This window comes from Viridibacillus sp. d25.2, from assembly GCF_055456015.2.
The window spans coordinates 37,719-56,513 of the sequence record NZ_JBVDMV020000003.1 but is presented as its reverse complement, the minus strand read 5'-3'; the positions used below and the strand labels follow the sequence as shown (position 1 = coordinate 56,513).

At 33.5% G+C, this 18,795-nt stretch carries 13 protein-coding genes; 4 read left to right on the top strand and 9 right to left on the bottom strand.

Annotated features, from left to right (window positions below; translation table 11 throughout):
* Position 1: 1 nt before the first annotated feature.
* The 6 genes from ACZLO7_RS22125 to ACZLO7_RS22100 all read right to left on the bottom strand — a co-directional run bounded on the left by ACZLO7_RS22125 (position 2) and on the right by ACZLO7_RS22100 (position 8,112).
* Positions 2-3,301, bottom strand: coding sequence for a TrbL/VirB6 family protein (locus ACZLO7_RS22125; RefSeq protein WP_464939653.1), 3,300 nt, complete (start codon positions 3,299-3,301; stop codon positions 2-4).
* 33 nt (positions 3,302-3,334) lie between these two features.
* The gene (locus ACZLO7_RS22120; RefSeq protein WP_464939654.1) at positions 3,335-5,431 is read right to left on the bottom strand and encodes a VirB4 family type IV secretion system protein; all 2,097 of its coding nucleotides are present in this window, start codon (positions 5,429-5,431) and stop codon (positions 3,335-3,337) included.
* Positions 5,415-6,299, bottom strand: coding sequence for a hypothetical protein (locus tag ACZLO7_RS22115; RefSeq protein ID WP_464939655.1), 885 nt, complete (start codon positions 6,297-6,299; stop codon positions 5,415-5,417). Before ACZLO7_RS22115 ends, ACZLO7_RS22120 begins: the two co-directional genes overlap by 17 nt.
* Positions 6,300-6,302: 3 nt before the next feature.
* On the bottom strand, positions 6,303-6,626 hold the full coding sequence (locus tag ACZLO7_RS22110; RefSeq protein WP_100798288.1) for a PrgI family mobile element protein: 324 nt from the start codon (positions 6,624-6,626) through the stop codon (positions 6,303-6,305).
* A 78-nt stretch (positions 6,627-6,704) separates the two neighbouring features.
* On the bottom strand, positions 6,705-7,076 hold the full coding sequence (locus tag ACZLO7_RS22105) for a hypothetical protein (protein WP_464939656.1): 372 nt from the start codon (positions 7,074-7,076) through the stop codon (positions 6,705-6,707).
* A gap of 256 nt (positions 7,077-7,332) precedes the next feature.
* Positions 7,333-8,112 (bottom strand): hypothetical protein, encoded by a 780-nt coding sequence (locus tag ACZLO7_RS22100; protein WP_464939657.1) that lies wholly within the window; start codon positions 8,110-8,112, stop codon positions 7,333-7,335.
* A 676-nt stretch (positions 8,113-8,788) separates the two neighbouring features.
* Here ACZLO7_RS22100 and ACZLO7_RS22095 point away from each other — a divergent pair.
* A complete protein-coding gene (locus tag ACZLO7_RS22095; protein WP_464939658.1) occupies positions 8,789-10,048 on the top strand; it encodes a replication initiation protein in 1,260 nt (419 codons plus the stop codon).
* Between the two features lie 163 nt (positions 10,049-10,211).
* Here ACZLO7_RS22095 and ACZLO7_RS22090 read toward each other — a convergent pair whose 3' ends face one another.
* Positions 10,212-10,481, bottom strand: coding sequence for a hypothetical protein (locus tag ACZLO7_RS22090; RefSeq protein WP_464939659.1), 270 nt, complete (start codon positions 10,479-10,481; stop codon positions 10,212-10,214).
* A 1,128-nt stretch (positions 10,482-11,609) separates the two neighbouring features.
* Between ACZLO7_RS22090 and ACZLO7_RS22085 the strand changes: the two genes are divergently transcribed.
* The 3 genes from ACZLO7_RS22085 (at position 11,610) to ACZLO7_RS22075 (ending at position 14,237) form a co-directional block, all read left to right on the top strand.
* Complete coding sequence (locus tag ACZLO7_RS22085) at positions 11,610-12,134, top strand: MerR family transcriptional regulator (protein WP_464939660.1); 525 nt, start codon at positions 11,610-11,612, stop codon at positions 12,132-12,134.
* Positions 12,135-12,332: 198 nt separating this feature from the next.
* A complete protein-coding gene (locus ACZLO7_RS22080; RefSeq protein WP_464939661.1) occupies positions 12,333-13,271 on the top strand; it encodes a BC_2427 family protein in 939 nt (312 codons plus the stop codon).
* 186 nt (positions 13,272-13,457) lie between these two features.
* Complete coding sequence (locus ACZLO7_RS22075) at positions 13,458-14,237, top strand: CsxC family protein (protein WP_464939662.1); 780 nt, start codon at positions 13,458-13,460, stop codon at positions 14,235-14,237.
* A gap of 948 nt (positions 14,238-15,185) precedes the next feature.
* On the opposite strand, the gene ACZLO7_RS22070 is transcribed toward ACZLO7_RS22075, so the two are convergent.
* Entirely contained in the window at positions 15,186-15,524 is a 339-nt protein-coding gene (locus ACZLO7_RS22070) for a hypothetical protein (RefSeq protein WP_464939663.1), read from the bottom strand.
* A 1,245-nt stretch (positions 15,525-16,769) separates the two neighbouring features.
* Positions 16,770-18,641: a group II intron reverse transcriptase/maturase gene (gene ltrA / locus ACZLO7_RS22065; RefSeq protein WP_464939664.1), complete on the bottom strand. Its 1,872-nt coding sequence runs from the start codon at positions 18,639-18,641 to the stop codon at positions 16,770-16,772.
* Between the last annotated feature and the right edge of the window lie 154 nt (positions 18,642-18,795).

The following is an 18,795-nucleotide window of genomic DNA, read 5'->3' as shown; positions in this document are numbered from 1 at the left end:
CCTACCCTAATAATCCTTGCTTACGACCATAGTTATCTAGTACTGAACGGCGTTCAGCGGATTTTTTCGCATGTTGAGCATGTTTTGATTCGATCATTCCAGGCATAATTAATCCACTTACCCCGTTACTACTAAAGTAGTCCGTTTGATCACCGTCAGGCATATCTGCTACTACTGAATTAGGAATATTAGATGCAATGGCTTTCAATTTATTTTTTTCTACTGCTACTAGAATAGAAAATGATTCTGAATTCGCTAAACGTGAATCACCTGCGAATACTGGAGAGACACGGTATCGTTGACCATCTTTTTCAGCTGTTACATATTGCTTTCCTTTTGAAGTAACTACTTCAACTTTACTCATTCCTTGAGAAGCTAAATCTTCTATATGGAAACTACCTGAGTCTACTTTTTGATTAAACACAGGTGCTTGTTGCTGCTGTACAGGTGCATGTTTACTAGAACGAAGCGGATTACCTAAAATATTATTAGGATCCGTTGAAATAGCTACTGATGATGGAATTCTTGCACCACCACTATCTAAACGATATGTAGATCCCCCTCGCCCACCGGATGAACGCAGAGGTACGAGCATATCATTGTCAACGTTCAAATCTTGATAAACAGTATCCCCGTTTGCTAAACCACTATGGCCAGCTGTCATCCGAGAAATAACCTGTCTTTCTCCACCTTTTGTAAGCACTTCAATATGGGAAGAATTTGCTGTTACAACCTGTCTAATCGCCCCTGGTGCAATCTGTTTATTACCATGAACATCAGTGACAGTTTGTGCCATTTGAATTACATCGCTTGGAGAAGATATTTGCGATTCAACTTGATTTTGATATGGGGAATTTTTCATAGCAAAGTTTTTCGCTGCTTTATAGCCCGCTGCTCCTACTACTATTCCTCCTGCAAAACCGGCTCTATTAACAAAGTTAGCTTCAGCCTGAACAGCATTACCGCCATTATCCGCAATTGATTGGGCAACCATTCCTTGCATACCACCTCTAAATGCTGCAGGCACAGCTTTTAACATACCTTCAGATTGCGAGGTTTCTGCCAATGTCTGCATCCCTACAGCTAATCCTGTATTTACTTGACCTACAGCTCTCTTCATTTCAGGAAGGCCAACCATTGCTCCCGATACAGTTCCGAGTGATTGCGCTAATGCTGCCACTTTTCCTTTAGGCATTGTAGTTTGTCTTAAAGCTTGGGCACTATCCTGGAATCCTGAAGAAGAGTAGCTATCTACATTTTGTTGATGTATACCTGCTTCTTGTGATGCCCAGTTACCTCTAGCTGTTTCTTCACTTACACCTCTACCGATTTCTTGCTCTATAAAATCTTTACCCATCTTCGATGTTTTCGCATGTGCTAGACTGTTTGCTAAAACAGCCGCATTTGGAGTACCGTTACTTGTGAACATTTGTTCACCTTGTACACTATTTACTGCTTCCGCACTCGCATTCGCAAGCCCATCAACATTGCCCATACCAGTCATACCATTCAAGCTATTGGCCATATGTTTGTTAAAGCCCTCACGTGATACGGGTACATTTCCTCCACCAAACTTATTCGTGTAGGCTTCTCCTGCTTCTGCAAATTGATTTTTAACTTGTCCTACTTTTTCATTAAATGCATTTGCGCGCCGAGCTAAATATGCCGCATCCGTTTCTCCTGCTTGTTGTGGATTTGTTTGATCATATTCATCCATGAAGGATTGTTGATTATTATCTGCCCATTTTGCTGCCATTGCTCCCGCAGAAGCACTGATTAATGAACCGCCTTTTCCCACTTTAGAAGCGGTGTCTTTCGCATTTGCCCATTGGCCACGTGCTTCGCCCATTAATTGATCTTTTTTATCAGCTTTAATTTGATCAAATTTACTATCAAGTTCTTTCTGTGTTGCATCTGGGAACTTCTCTTTCAAGCCTGTCATAATTGCATCTTTATTATCAGTTGCCCATTTATCAGTATCTGATGTCGCAATCATATCTGCCATACCTTCATCGAAATCTTGTGAACGAGCGGCATTCAAGTCCGACATCGCATTTTTTCCAGCTTTAATACGGTTAGCCAAAGCCATTGCTCCACTAGCACCCGTTCTACCGGCTACTCCACCTATAGCACCACCAACCATAGAAGCACCTTGTGCACCGATTAAAGTACCCACAGGTCCAGTTGCTGAACCGGCTATTGCACCTGCCGCTCCAAGCGTTGCCTTTCCCAATTTGCTAACAATGTCTCCTGGTTTAAGCATTTTTTCAGCTCTTGATGTAGTACCTGAATCTGAACCCGCAGAAGCAGCTATAGTTTTTCCTGTGTCTCCTGGATCGCTATCTGAATCTGATTTAGAATCTCCTTTATTTCCTTTAGCGCCATTTTTCATTGCACTAAGGGCGCCCATTACAGATTTTTCTCCAATAGCACCTTTAACAGCACCAGCTACTCCTCCAAGTGCAGTTAATCCCATCATTGAACCTGCTTTAGAAAAACCACCTTGCATATCTCCACCCATACCTAACAGCTTTCGTAAGGATTCAGTAATCGGTATAAAAATTACATACACGATCACTGTTTCAACAAATCCTGTTGCTGTATTTGACATAATTGCAATTGTCCAAAATACAAAAGCATGAACCGATTGCACAAAAATTGAACCAGTCAATTCTTTAAACCATGCCGATGTAATACCCTTCCATCGAGGGAACATCCAACAAACGACCATGACAGGACCCATTCCCATTAATATGAGTAATGATACGCGTCTCATCATATAGTAGAAATTTGCCCAAACTGCTAAACCTAGGAGTATTAATTGAATAAATATATTACCGATTATCCCTGTTTTCTCATCATCTGCTTTCAATTCGTCCATTTTTGAATCATAGGCTGATGAAAACAGCTTAATTAGACCATCATTAATTCCAAACAATAAATCATAGATTAATGGCAAATTAAACAACAGAATTACAACAAGTAATAAATCTTTGACACTTTCAAACATTTCGTTTCGTCTGCTAGCTATCATCGATGAACTAGCAATTCGCATTCCAGAAAAAATTATGAATGCTACTAAGCAAAAACCAGCAAGGGTTGTCATTGTATTAAAAATCGGGCTGAACGCTTTAGTTAGATCTTTTTCATGGAATGTAGACCAAACAAGGTCATCATTATATTTACCAAAGACTAAATTCTTAAGTGTTGGTAAATCTTTAAATGGAGCTACAAAACTATCCATTAAAAATTTTATTAGACTTTCAAATATGGCTGAAATCTTTTCCCCTAAATCTAACACCAGTTAACCATCTCCTTTCCTGAGAAAATGAAGTTATATTTGACCACTTCGATTGAATTTGCTACGTTTTTTATTTTCATCTAATACAGCAGCGTTACTTTCGATGAAGTCTAGTTCTTCTCTTGATGGATCTGTTTGAAGATGGACGGAGGACTTACCGACACGAAGAATACCTTCCCCCTTATCAGGATTTTCAAATAATAAACCACGTTCACCTCGACTCAAATCAAAATTTTCAATTATATGTTTCAAATCTACTTTATTCTGTTTTAAGAAGAAGAAAGAATTTGTGTTTTGTAATACCCCACGTGCTTTTTTAGATTCTAGTATTCTTATAAAATCTTGAGAAGCTATACGGAAACCCGTATTTCGTTTACGGCATCTTCTTGCTAGTTTTTCACTAAACGAGACTGTTTGCTCGTTATCTACCAAAGTCCAGAATTCATCGCAGTATACTATTTTCTTCTTTAATGCATTTTCAACATTTTTAACAAAGTACTCCCATACATAATTAAGAATTACATGATAAGCAACTGGACGTAGGAATCCTTCTTCCATCTGAGAAATATTAAAATTGACTAATCGAGTTGTATGTATATCAACTGAAACGTCTTTCCCGAAGTAAGTTTGACCGTCAAAGATTGGCTTTGAACCGTCTTTTAAGAATGGACGAATAGCTGCAAGTAAACGTGAAGCTTTTTGATCCGTTCCGTATTTATTAATTAGATAAGTAAATACATCTGTTATAGTAGGTTCATCCTTCTTTACTCTTACTTGAATAATCACTCCATTTTCTTCTTTTGGTTTTTCACTAAATAATGAAGAGGGATGTGTACTATACTTAAAACGAGGATCTTCTGAATATAGGTACTTTAATGCTTCTTCAGTGTAGTTACGCTCATATACAGACAAACCTGGATTTTCTTGATTTTTCCCACGGCATAATATATCGAAGAATTCTGTAACTTCATTAATCTTTTCACGAATTGGAACAAATTGAATATATTGTTGTCCATCTCGTTCAATCAACTCTCGTTCTTCATGGTTCTCTAATTCTTCTAACTCTTCATCATCCGCATCATAAGGGATTGTTGTTACGTTTATTGCTAATGGATTAATACGGATTTTACTTTCTTCCGACAGGGTAATGTTTACGCCACCTAATCGTTTAACGATTTTTAGAAACTCACCTTCAACATCAATTAACCTTGAATACACACCCATTCCTGTTGTTTCACGGGCAAGTAATAATTTCATTGCAATGGATTTACCAGAACCAGATACCCCGAAAATAGCCATATTATAATTATCTGGTCTATTCCCAGGAGTCCCGAACGCATTATAAAATTCTTTCTGACCAGTAATTCTATTTACACCTATAGGTATACCACCATTAAACTTTCCGCTTCCGCTTATAAAAGGGGAAAATGTCGTCAAAGCCCGTCGATCTATATTTCTCATAGAATCATTTATTTCATTGGTGACTAATGGTGATACAGTGCGGAGCCCTTTTTTTACTCTGCCCCAAGTTGCAGCCAACTTTACAAAGATTGATGCCATTTCATCTTCTAATGAATCACTAAATTTATCTAAGTAACGCTCAGATTCCCCGTACATCGTCCCGATAACACCTACGTCATACAAATCATTTTCACTAAACTGGGTTTCTTCCATCAAAATCTCATTGTCTACAATTTTAGTTTGATTATCACTAACGCCCTCTTGATTACCCCGTTTTAACTGGAAACTCAAATTTGACTTCAGGATAGTATTTTGTTTTTGTAACAATTGAATAGCTTTAGTTTTATTAATTTTTTGAATATCTATCATTAAATCAAGTTCACCACTTGAGAGCATGGCATCCATCCAATTTGTTTTCATTTTTCTTGGGTAACCATCACGCGTTACATAAAAAGGTCTAAAGTATGTTTTTGTACCAAGAGACTGCTTTATGACACCATAATCATCTGAACGCTCAGTAATTCCTACTCCTTCGGGGGCTATAACATCCCAAATTGTTGGAATATTATTAATTGGCAACTCATTGTCTTCAATTTCGACTTCGTGAGTTAATTCTTCATCTTCTACTTTTTTCTTAGATTTCTTACTTAACTTAGGAAATTTCGGCATTCTTTTCTATCTCTCCTTTAACAAGTGCTATATGTTCTGCATCCTGATCTGCTGTCACATATAAAGCGACTTGCTCCTGACTTTCGATTTCTCTAAATCTATTTTTAATTGCCTTTCGACGATTAAATGTGTAGTAGAGTACTTCTGCAATACCTTCAGTTGTTAGTAGCAGTACGTTCATCTCTGCTTTTCGCAATTGTTGTCTGGCTGCTGAAAATCTTCTGTGCAATTCACTAAATGCCTTTTCAACAATTCTTTCTTCTAATTCTTCATCGCTATCAGCTTTAATGTCTTTTGCTTCAACCTTATAATCAAATAAAATGTATCTCTTAGTTTCATAACGTGGCTGACTAATTTGCCATGCTTTTAAATTTTCAATCATGTTTTGGCCGAATTCTCGTGCTTCATAGTACAAATCATCTTGTTCAACAATCACTTTTTGAATTTCTTCAATTGGATCTGTTAAATCTACAAAACGATTTTGGAGATAAATACGAACAGGATAGTTAAGTTGTGCTAACCACGTTTCAAAACCTATATCTATTGCTTCCTGCTCTTCTTGATCTAATAAAAAGTAATTAACTGGTTCTACTTCCACCATCATCGTAAATTCATTTCCAGCTCGTCGAATCATATGAGATTCAAATGATTCGATTTCTGGAAATAATTTTTGAAATGGCACCGCTTCTTTCTCATTTAACGGATCATCTACAGCCTCATCTTTTTTACTTTTTTTCGAATTTTTTACCTGAACTTTTGTTTTCTTTATATTTTTTTCTTTCCATGGGAGTATTGGTTCCTTTAGCATGATACGTACGAATACGTATCCTGAAATAACAATCCCAAGCAGAAATAATATATCTTTCATGTACTACATTCCTTTCCGCCAAGATCCGTATTGAGTTTTTCTTTGGAATTTAATAAAGTAAAAATAATCTCGATTCATGTTGTATTTAGATACTTTGGTAAACCCAAAGAATCCAACAACAAAAATAACTGGTGAAGCTAGAACCAAACAGCAGATAATAGCTGGTAACCAACCAGTAATCTCGAAAAGTAAATTAAAAACAATTGGTATATAGCTATATAAAATAATGCCGCCTACACCTAGGTAAATTGCTTGTCTTGAGGAAACAACACCTTGTATATTTTTTTGTTCACTTGACATATCTACAGCAACTTTAGCTATTCGCATTTCTTTTACACCTCTTTGTTTTAATAAAAAACACCTTTACAACAGTAAAGGTGTTTTTTCATTTATGGAAAGTAAATACTAACCTCCCAAACCTGTCGCCCAACCCGCAATGTCATATGCTTTGTAAATTACATATAAACCCACACACGCACATCCAATTGCACCAATACCAGCTCCACGTTTTTGAGGATTAGAGCCACTACCTGCTAGTAACATACCGCCAATAATGACGAAACATACTGCCCATAGTCCACCAATACCCATAATTAAGAAAACAATGTTTTTTAAATCTGCAAACAATCCTGTTGTACTACCTTTAGTAGTGATACCGGCATTAGTTAAAGAATCCTCAACAGTACCCTTTGCAGATACCAGATTAACAAATCCTAGATATAGTGCGGTTACAAGCAATGTTGAAGCAGCCATAATTGACTTTTTTATACGTTTCACGCTTCCACCTCCAATGATTTATAGGGTTAGAAACACAAAAAAACCCCACTTCATGCACGACTATATAAGCGTTACTAACAACGCAGTCGTAAATAAAGTGGGGTTTACCCAGGTTTTTGCTATTAAATTCAATTTAATGATAACTAAAAAATTAAGATATTGCAATAGCTTTAATACTTATTATTCTCTAAATAGATACAACTTATAGCCAGTCCTATGAAAGTTTTGTAGGATTGGCTTTTAATTTATCTTTACATTAATTTTTCCACTCATTGAGATAGATTAATCTGTTTTTATCTTGAGTAACGATATACTCATAATGACCAGATTTCTTCTTTCCATCTTCTTGCTTATTCCACATATAATTATAATTTGAAATATCATCATTATAATATCGTTTCATTTCTTCATTCCTTACTTCTTCCCATTTATTATATAAGGGAACAAGGACTAACGTTTTTTCTTCATTTATTCTCATTTTTTCTTCTTCCGTTGTTGCGTTGTACCAACGTTTATTGAATTCGTCTTCTAACGGTTTCATTTCTTTTGCTTTCTTATTATTAATTTCCCGCAAATTTTCTTGATGAACATTTTCTTTAATTTCAGCAATTTTGCCAAATCCATAGTAAGCTTGTTCATATTTTTCAACAGTTTGGTTTTTAGCTAAAGTACTATCAGGTGATATTTTACTTATTGCTTTAATTGTACTAATTATCTTTTCGTTAGTAACTTTCTTTGTGTTATTAAAAAATAAAAATAAATAATCTGTAGAACCCTTTTTATACATATCAGAGTATTTTGCAGTACCTACTTGTTCACCATTTTCATAGATCTTATATAACGTAAAATCATTTGTTATCTTCTTTGGATCACTAATATTAAAGCCATAAGTGAATTTTGTTTTAACTGTAAATCCTTGTTCTACAAGTGCAGTTCTTACTTTATCGGAATCTTTTTTTGAAGCATCAGCAACAATTGGTGAAATAATGGTAATCGATAACATTGTAGATAGTGCAATCATTATTAATTTTTTCATTGTTAACTTCCTTTCAACTGTTCATTAATTCCCTAATATTTCAAGTGTACAATAATTCATTACCGGTTGTTATCGATTTTAAAGGGTTTTTATTAAGGTAATTATTAAAATATAACATTACAAAACTAAAGGAAATTATATTTGTTTTAATTGTTTTATAATATTTTGTTTTATATGTTTTAAGTGTTTACTGTTTTCAGTCTCTGCAAACCTTACAGGCTCTAAGGATTTGAGTCACTAACTATAACAAAAACAGGGTTAAGTATTACATATTCAGGGTGAACTGTAACGAAAACAGGGCTATCTATAACAAAAACAGGGTATTAACTATAACAAAAACAGGGTGATCTATAGCATAAACAGGGAAATGTATAACAAAAACAGGGTTAATATTACGAAATGAGGGTAAATGATGGAGTTTCGTAATTAAAATATAACAAAAACAGGGTTCAGCAAATATAACAAGAACAGGGTTAGATACTTACTGGCTGCAAAAGAACATTTATTTGCGAAATATAACGAAAACAGGGTAAGGAAGTAGCAAAATACATAAATAATAAATAGATTATTGGTTACCCCTAGTAATTCTTGGTGGATTGTGTAAAAATCTAAAATATAACATGAAATAGTTAAAAGTGATTTCTGAAGTTATATTTTGATAGAGGGGAGATAACACATGAAACAATTAGAACTTGATTTAGTTGAAGTACAGTTTAACGTTGATAATTTGGTGACGAAATCCAACCTTTTAATTGAATCCAGTTACAAACTCTCTACTTTAGAGTCAAAGTTGATACTTACGCTATTTTCTAATGTACAGCCTAATGATGATGATATTAATACATACATATTTCAAATACAGCCTTTTGTAAATATGCTCGAATTGAAAGGGAAATCAAAATATAAAGATCTACGTAATATTACTAAAGGATTAATGGAGAAAGTACATGAAATCCGAATAGGTGATACCGTACATCAAGTATCTTGGTTGTCTTATGTTGCTTATAACGAAGGGCAAGGAACTATTAGTATGCGTTTTGACGATTTTTGGAAGCCTTATATATTGCAGCTACAAAAGAATTTTACTTCATATCGTCTAGGTAGCATAACCAACTTAAATAGTGCCTACTCTATAAGGCTTTATGAGCTTCTAAAACAATGGCAGAAGATTCGTAAGAGAACTTATGGCTTGAATGAATTGAGAGAGATGTTAGGAGTGCCAGAGGGCTCTTATAAGCTGTATGCCAATTTTAAACAACGAGTACTATTAACAGCTCAAAAAGAACTGCTTGAAGAATCCGATATTTTATTTGATTTCAAGGAGATAAAAGTTGGCCGTTCGGTTGGGAAAATTGAGTTTTTTATATATCATAATCCAAACTTTGTTAAGACAGAGCCTATTATCCCCTTAAAATCGATTGAGAGTGAACAAAAAACACTTGTTGATGTTAAGGGATATACAGAAGTTCAATTCAAAATTAAGAGTACTTTAATTGAATGGGGACTCAATGAAAAAACGGTTGATTCATTAATTGATACTTATCCCGAAAAACGGATCGAATCAAATATTGAATATACTCAAGGTCGAATTGATTTGGGGAGCGTTAAAAAGGTTGCAGGATATGTAAAACGTGCTATTGAACAAGATTACGCTGCAAGCAGAGGGCTTAAGTCAGAGAAGCCTGTTGAAAAGAAAAAAGGTGTAGTACCCGCAAGTATCAATAATAAAAGTGAATCCAATAAAAGTAACGAATTTGACGTTGATGAATTCATCTTTTTCTTAAACGAGAAAATTAATATTCTCAAGAAAATCGGTGAAGAATCAGATGTTATAGATCAGAAAGTTCAGAATGAAGTATCAACTTTTAAAGAACGAATAGATTTTGATAACTTACCTAATAGTGATAAGGAAAAATTAAATGCTGTTTCAGTTTAAAATTGATCATTGAAAAGCTCGCAAAGCTAGAAGTATAGTCTTTGCGAGCTTTTATTATCAACTTTTTGTTTGATGATACCCTTTTCCTTCCTTAAGGGGGGACATTTCTATTATTTATTATCTTTCTCTTCTCCACATTTAAATAATTTGTTTAATTGAATTTTTATTTCGACGTTCTCTCCGGCATACTTGAGCCGTTATTTTCTTTTATAAAAAAACCATATATGAAAATTAATAATCCTCCAATAAAAAGCCCAGGTATATATACATTATCAAATACCCCAACCACTTCAACTTCAGGAACCGCCCCAGTCATTCCACCTGAAAAAAAACCTGCTTTAACTATACTAGTTGACAGTATTGAGCATACTCTTTCAAATGTATAAATCAATCCAGATGAAATTATAAACATAGCACCTATTATTTTTATCATATCTTTCTCCCTCCTCTACTTCATATCATGAAAATCAGTTCACCAAAAATTATGTTGTTATTGTTCAAACTAAACTTATTCTAATCACATTGATCACTCCAATTCGATGCAAAAAGTAAAATGCTACAAAGAAAAATCCTCCATCGCCACATCCTTATGTTACTTGTAATGATGGTACCCAAACATCTTACACATCGTATGCGTACCAATATCGTCACAGCCTAACGCATTGGCAGCCTTCTGTAGGACTCTGTATCGGCGACTTTTTCTCCCATTATTTTATAAAAACCCCTCATTTTAACATTTCAAATAATTATAATGCTAAAATGAGAGAAAAACTTTAAAGTAATGAAGGAGAATTTATGTTTAAAAGTAGATTTTTTAGATATTTAATATTTTGTTCGTTATTATTAATTTTATTATTCTCTGGCTATTTATATATTGGGACTTTGATTTTTGTATCTATTGTCTTTGTTATTATTGAAAATATAATACAGAAGAAAAATAAATATAATGATAGTAAAATGGGGTCTCTTGGATATATTCTTTTGATAATTACTCTTATAACAATTATTTTGAATGAAGAATATATAAAATATTAAAAAGAAAGGGCAGAAATGATATAAAATCAACATTTCTGTCCTTTCTTTTTAATGATTCTTATTTTTTGTAAATTTTGGTGACTGTTTTAGAAATGATTTTTTGCTGAGGAATGCCTCCACCATCTTTTAGAGGATTTAAAACATACTTTTTATAAAACTGTATTTATTGTAATGGAAGATTGAAAACACAACTCCTATTACAAATACAACGATTACACCAATGGTGATAAGTTTTTTTCATTGGATTTATACAACTCCTTCCCTATGTTAGAAGCAACAGCCGAAGAACAACGTACATTGCTTTTAACGCACACAGACAACGAGTATCAGCGTTTGTTTTTCGATTTCATACAAATCTATGCTTTATCCTTCCGACCAGTTAAATCAGCATGTTAGAACGACTAATAAAGGTGTATTTTATAATTGGCTAGAATAATAATAGTGACAAGCTTATTTTGCTATGCTTGAGAGTGTTCGACAATAAAGATATAAGGTTACAACTGGTTAAAAAAGGAGTGATCGAACTATGAATGCTAGTGATGCAGCTATAAAACTGGATATTGCTAAAGATACCCTTCGTGCCTACTCTCTTGAATTAGAACGTGCTTGTTACGAAGTCAAAAGTAATAATAGAAATCAACGTGATTATTCAGATTATGACATATTAATATTTCGTGCTTTCCGAACGTTGAGTAAAACGCATGGATTAACGCTTAAAGAGGCAACATCTAAGGTTTCAAGTGCAGACTTCACACCGTCTATCATAGAAGATAATGCCGTTTTATTAGAGCGTTTGAGTACGTTAGAAACCAAGCAGGATATGATTTTAAAGGCGATTGAACATCCAAAGAAAAGTAATGAGTTTAAGCACATGCAAGAACAGATGGATACAATGATAAGGAATCAAACAGAGTTAGCTGAAACTACACCGAATACCAACGCTTTAATAGCTGAAATTCGTAAATTAAATTCTAAGATTGCTGAATTAGAAACATTAGCAATTACCGAACAAACTAAAGGTGGTTTTTGGACAAGATTATTTAGAAATTAATATTCGTAAAAAGAGACTCTTCATTAAGGTGAAAAGCTTGATTTCTCAGCAATTAAATTGAGGAATCAGGCTTTTTATTGTTTCATTCACCAAAATCAATTGCTAAATTGAAGACGATCTTCGTCACCAGGAACCAAAAAAGCCAAGAAGCATAAATAAATAGATAAAAGCAAATCTATTTTTATGGGAGTGGATGGAATGAATACTCCATTGTTTTTCGAATTAAAGCGGATTCAATCTCAGCAACAGAATAATAATAAGGCTCTAATTGACCAGGAATTATATCGACTTCAAAATAATGACTCAGTACATACCAAATCTCTTACAGAAACTGTGAAAGATATCGAAGAACAGGGAATAAAAACGAGAATAGAAGATAAAGAAGAATGTAATGTAATTCCACCTTCTAATTTGGGAAATATCTATTCAAAAGAGGATATAATTCCATTTACAATATTTGTTGAAATTGATGATTTTCTTCGTCTACCTATTTCGGGTAATATCATTCAACAATCTGCACTATTCCTCGAAGGCGATAATCAGACACAACCATCAGAGAGCCATTCAAAGTTTATTCATACAGAATTATTTTATCCTGATCCAATGCAATATAGGTTAGTCCATACAACAATTAATGAAATTATTAGTTTTACTTCTGAAAATGAAATGCAATATGCAGAGAATAGGATATATGAAACGATTGCTAATCCAATCCATATACATTCACAAAAAAAGAAGGGTAAGCCAGACTGTACACATAATCATATAGAAGTGAGAGTCCCAGTAGTAGTAGGAGAGTATGAAATTGAGATAAATATGAGCAATCAAGTTTTCTTTGAACAAGAAGTTCTTGGTTTTAAAGAAATCTCTAGAAATGTTGAATTAAGAAATTTTAAATTTATTCCTGATCAATCTGGAAAATCATTAGGTAATGGGACATACTCGGTATCCAAAGGAAAAATAACACTGGAAGGTAAAATTTTTCAAAATTTCAGGTATTCAGCTAATCCAAATCACAATGAAAATGCGTCGCAACAAAAGAAAAAGAATAATCGACTTCACCAAAGAATGGCACTTAACTTAACTGTTCATCTTTCACAAATACAGAAAATTAAAGCTGCTTTATGTGATGAATAAACTACGGAAATATCTCATCTTTGTAAGTTGATATAAATAATCGTTTGTTTCTCTGTTCATGTTTAGTAAATAAATTGTGCTGTAAATGAATCAAATGACTATTCTATTAGCCTATTGAAAATTATTTAATCCACATATTTTATTATTAGAGTTTGAAAAAGCTCAAAAAATAATAGAGGTGAGGAAATGAAAAATTGTAACAACAGTAATAACAGTCAACAGCAACAACAGCAACAAGCAGTACCAGCACCAGTATGCGCAATACCAGCGATGCAACAAATTCCGGTGACTGATAGTCCAGTAGTAAATAATCAGACACTGCAAACGCCAATTATGAAAGTCCCAGTGGTGCTTGTAGAAAGGTCGCTGCAAATTGTCGTAGAAGCAGATATTCCACTAAACCCAGCAGCAACAGAGATTAAACGTGTAACAAAGAATGCCTTTTTAAATCAAGTGAAGCTCGTTCCTGTAAATTTTGCTCAAATTGATGACACAAACTTCTTTGAAGTAACGAGAGCAAAATTATTTATATCAGGGTTTATTCGGAAAAATATTGAGTATTCTACTAATGCGTGTCAAGGTGTATTACAAGATCGAATTGTTGAAGTACCGTTTTCTGGATTCGCTGAAATTACACCAGGTGAATTCTTAACTCCACCTGTTATTGGTCTTTCCGATAGTAAAAAAGCGTATTTCTTAAACGACACTAATGGTGAAGTACCTCGATTGGACAAAAACTTCTTCGCAAATTCTGTGACATACAACGAACAACCTTACGGGGAATTAATAGGTGCTAATTTCTTTGAACTTGACTTCTCTCCAGTTACTGTTGCACCAGAAGGTCAGTTTGGAACATTACGTGAAAAAATCGTTATGGATGTTATTGTGAAAGTGTTACAAGTTCAACAACATCGTGTAGCTTCAACTAGAATCATACCAAATTTTGGTACTGGTCTAGATTGTTAAATTGTACTAAAAGTTTAATGTAAACGAAACTATGTGATTATCTCCTCAATCATAATAAGTTGAGGAAATTTTTTATGATGTAACGAAAAAAGAGCCGGATTTTCTTGGAGTAGAAAATTCGGCTCTTTTTGTACTTATTTTTAATTAGTCACGTATTTTCTACTTTTATTTTTTGTCTATCCAACTCTATTTTTTTAAATTCTAATTCTAATTCCTTATGTCTGATTAAATATTCTTTTTTTATTTGATAGACTTTAAGTAAGCTTAAAACCATTATAATAAAAGCAAATAAAAGCATAAAAAATTGTATGTCTGAAAAATACAAAAGGCTCACCTCTCACTTATTTTCTTTAGCTATATAATTTTTTACATATAATGTATCATTGCTCTTGATATAAATCCCAATAAATTGAAATAATGTATTTTAGTTACTGTATAATGATAACATTCTTAATTACAAAAAAGAAGATATGGGGTTGTTATAATGAAAAAATTAAGTTTTTTATGGAAGACTTATGCGAAATAAATTACCGTGGTATTTAAAAAAAGGACCGTTATATTTTTTCTGTATAATAACTCCTCCAATTGGTTATATAATTCTCGTTAGTAATTTAAAGAAATTTGAGTATGAGAAAAAAATCAGTTACCTTACGCTCGCAACGATCATGATGTCTATATGGGTATTAAAATTTTTACCTGATAAATTAAATTATTATGTATGGGTCTTAATGTTAGCTGTTTTAATAGGCAACGCTGTATTAAAAATTTTAAAAAGAAAAGATAAATAGCCTGTTTTGCAGAAGTCTTAGAGATTAAAGAAATTCAAGATATTATGGAGTCAATAAATAATGATTCAAACGAAAAGGCAGTAATGACAAAGGGTAAAACCATGTCATTACTGCCTAATTCTAATGTCTTATTATCAAAATTTAATCTAACTTCATCATTTTAATTAACCCAGCAAGAAAGTGTTCCACTAAATGTTGCTACATAAGTAGCTCCAACTTTTTCAGCATTCTGTAATTTTAGATAACCGCTATAAACATATCCACCATTGGTTTCTGTATGATACACTTCTGTTGGTATACTGTCTTTAGAACTATAATACTTGGGAATTGAAAAATTTTTATAAAGATAAAAACCTAATGGTGTAATTTTACCTTTATTGATTGAAGCAACAGAAGAATTTTTTGGAGAAGGTTGAGTAAGTTCTGCTGCACTAGTAGTACTAATAATCCCAACTGATAAAGCTAATGTTGCTACACCTGCAGTAATTTTTTTGATCATGGTATGTAATACCTCCTATGGTAGATTTATTTACAATTACCATTATAATACAAATGAACCCCCCAAGTCTATATTCTTTTCTTTTTATTCTGAATATTCTAGTTGAATTTTAACGATTGTATTTTTTTAATAGGATTTTATGCAGGCTGTAGCCAGTAAAGAAGTAGCTACTGACGGTGGTATGTAGATTTAAAATAAAGTCGTACCGTTATAAAAAAGATGTATCGTTGTAAAAAAGTTGCACCGTTTTACTCCTTTGGAGTTTGTTGTAACTTTATAAAAAAAGTTTGATTAAAAAATCATCTCACCTCTATAGATTTTTGGAGGTGAGATGATTTTTTTGTTGGATATGTATGTATAAAGATTGTGAAGAAATGTACTTAAACTAACTTGGCAGGCTAGTTGCATAAGAGCTGGTATAATTTAGAGAAAAATAGAGGTAGAGGTGAATTATGAATTTCCTTATATTAGCAATCTTATTAATGCTTTTATTTAACTTCACAAAAATGAGAAATCAAAATCAAACAATAATTAAACAGAATGAAAGGGTTATCTCTTTGTTGGAAGAGATTAAAAATAAAAAAGCGTAGTTCTTAACCTAACAGGTGCAATAAGGGAGTTGCGTTGGCACATATTTGTCTTATGGAACTAAGGGAGATTGTGAAGGTTTGTACTTAAACTAACGGGGGCTTTAGTGGAAGAAGGAGATTTAAAATAATCACTCTTTTTTATAAAAAACAGTTCTTAAAAATAATAGAAAGCAATCGTTTTGATCAATCTTTATTCAAAACGATTGCTTTTTATATGCAGTAAAATAAAGGATTTAGAGTGATTTATAATCAAGCTTTATTCTAAACCAACATAAAGCTAAAAGGCGTCATAAATCAAAAAAGAACCTGTATTGTAAGTGTTGTTACTTACAATACAGGTTTTAGTTTTTTTATCGAATTTATTATTTGGGACATTAAAACAGCTTCTTTATTTGAGGAAACTTATGTGAATCGACGAATATATCATCAATTCCTTTCCCATCACTTATGTTCCACAAAGCAAGCGATGCAGAAATTTCATTACTCTTTAGCTCTTTTAACATTTCTTTTAATTGATATGCTACTTTTTCATTATGCATCATAGTGATAGGTAAGACCAAGCCACGACATTACTCGTTTGGTTGTTCTTTTCCCCCACTTCACACCGTACGTGCGACTTTCATCGCATACGGCGTTCCACCTTAACCGTTAATAATCAATCATTTCTTCTTTTGTTTTGAACCTTTTCTCTGTACATTAGTACTTTCTTATACGCTTTAAGACCGATTTCACCAGTGTAATCTTTATTCGAGTTTATCATTCGATGGCATTTTTCATGTAAAGTAGCAAGGTTACTTACTTTGTTAACTAGGTCGAGCGGTAGGTATGGTCTTATATGATGAGTGTTTACATCATATATCCAGACTTCCTCACCACAAATTCGGCATTTACCCTTATCTCTGTTGTATGCGTAACATCTATTCATTAAGTATTCGAAGTTATGGAAGGTTTTTCGCATTAGGACTATTCTTGATGCCCTATTGGTTATTAACTCGTCCGCTCTCTCCTTTATTGGAACTTTCGAAGTTCGCTTCCGATATAACAGCCTACCATCTTGCGTAAAAGGATTTTCTTTAGGGTTTTTATATAATGGATTTCTGTATGAACAGAATCCAATATTTGTTACTCCCACAAGAATATCTCCATCCCTTATTGCTGGGATTAGTTGTTTTCGCCCCTCGTGAACCGATTGAAGATTGGTTACTTGGTTGGCGGGTACAATTTCTACTGCAACTCTTCTTTTTAGATATCCGGTAACCAACCTAGTCAGGTAATGTGAATATTTTGCAAGCTCTTTATTGACCAAAGATGCCATCTGATAATACTGGATGATTCCACGTATTGTGATATTGATTTTATTTATCTGGTTTATGATATCCTCTTTACTTTTACACGACTTAATATTTCTGATTAAAACTTTAATATGTTTTATCTTGGTTTTAATTTTGGATCTATTAGGACGTGATGTAGTAATAAGTTTCTTGTTGGATTTCGCTTCTAAATTATTACGTTTATGAGCTTTAATTTCTATTCCTAGAAAATTAATGTGCTTTTTAAGGACGTTGGTTAACAATGTTTTTTCTCTAGACAATTCGATTTTTAAATCATTTTCTAAAAATCTCTCAATTTTGTATTTCCACTTTTCTGCATTAGCTTTGGAATCTGTAATAAGTATCCAATCGTCAGCGTACCGAATGAAGTATGCTGGTTTTTGGTTACTACTTCTTCTTAAAGCGGCATACTTTGTATAATCTTCATTGTATTGGTGTCTAGTTTTCTTGCTCTCCCATTCCCTAGTTACGAATTTATCAAGGGAATGTAGGTATACATTGGCTAAAATAGGAGAAATGATACCACCCTGTGGGGTTCCTTTCTCGTTCTTCTTTAATTCACCTAATATACCCGCTTCAAGCATTTGTTTGATTAACATGAGTACCCTTCTATCCTTAATCCCCATGCTCCATAATTGATTTAGTAATTTCCTATGGTTAATGTTGTCAAAGAAACCTTTTATATCACCTTCTACTACCCAATTGTATCCTGTAGTTGAGATGATTTTTGTGGTTCTTGCAATGGCTTGACCAGCATCTCTATATGGGCGGAATCCGTAAGAGTGATTGAAGAATTGTGCATCTAAAATCGGTTCGATTACTATTCGAACGCATTCTTGTATGATTCTGTCAATAATAGTTGGTATGCCCAGTGGTCTTTTCTCCTTGCTATTTGGTTTGTCTATGTAGACGCGTTTAACCATTTCCGGAGAATAGTTCGTCATTGCGCTTTGAACTGTTTCAATAACCTCGTCAAAATCCTTTTGTAAGTAAACTGTGATTTTTTTACCATCAACACCCGGAGTTTTGCTACCTTTATTGCCTTTTATGTTATGAATGGCAGTAGTGATAGTTACTTGTGCGCTGATGACTTCAAACAAATCTTTACAGAGAACTTGTTTATTTTGTTCAGACCTTCTTTTAGCGTATTTGTACAGTTTCTCTTGAAACTCTCTTAATTCAGTTTCATTTTTCATTAAATGGTCTCGTTTCATAGGTAAGAGGTAGTCACCCCTCTCTATGTTTATCGGTTGCGCTCAACGGCTCCCCATTTATATTGACTCGGATTGATTATAACGTTTTTAAGGCTATGCCCCTTCGCTCCACAGACATTACTCTGCTTCCTTACTA

What these genes read in the sequence shown, in the direction of transcription:
- ACZLO7_RS22080 (WP_464939661.1), top strand. Translation starts at nt 12,333, where the DNA reads ATGAATACTCCATTGTTTTTCGAATTAAAGCGGATTCAATCTCAGCAA.
- ltrA (WP_464939664.1), bottom strand. Translation starts at nt 18,641, where the DNA reads ATGAAAAATGAAACTGAATTAAGAGAGTTTCAAGAGAAACTGTACAAA.
- ACZLO7_RS22075 (WP_464939662.1), top strand. Translation starts at nt 13,458, where the DNA reads ATGAAAAATTGTAACAACAGTAATAACAGTCAACAGCAACAACAGCAA.
- ACZLO7_RS22070 (WP_464939663.1), bottom strand. Translation starts at nt 15,524, where the DNA reads ATGATCAAAAAAATTACTGCAGGTGTAGCAACATTAGCTTTATCAGTT.
- ACZLO7_RS22085 (WP_464939660.1), top strand. Translation starts at nt 11,610, where the DNA reads ATGAATGCTAGTGATGCAGCTATAAAACTGGATATTGCTAAAGATACC.
- ACZLO7_RS22110 (WP_100798288.1), bottom strand. Translation starts at nt 6,626, where the DNA reads ATGCGAATAGCTAAAGTTGCTGTAGATATGTCAAGTGAACAAAAAAAT.
- ACZLO7_RS22095 (WP_464939658.1), top strand. Translation starts at nt 8,789, where the DNA reads ATGAAACAATTAGAACTTGATTTAGTTGAAGTACAGTTTAACGTTGAT.
- ACZLO7_RS22090 (WP_464939659.1), bottom strand. Translation starts at nt 10,481, where the DNA reads ATGATAAAAATAATAGGTGCTATGTTTATAATTTCATCTGGATTGATT.
- ACZLO7_RS22100 (WP_464939657.1), bottom strand. Translation starts at nt 8,112, where the DNA reads ATGAAAAAATTAATAATGATTGCACTATCTACAATGTTATCGATTACC.
- ACZLO7_RS22115 (WP_464939655.1), bottom strand. Translation starts at nt 6,299, where the DNA reads ATGAAAGATATATTATTTCTGCTTGGGATTGTTATTTCAGGATACGTA.
- ACZLO7_RS22120 (WP_464939654.1), bottom strand. Translation starts at nt 5,431, where the DNA reads ATGCCGAAATTTCCTAAGTTAAGTAAGAAATCTAAGAAAAAAGTAGAA.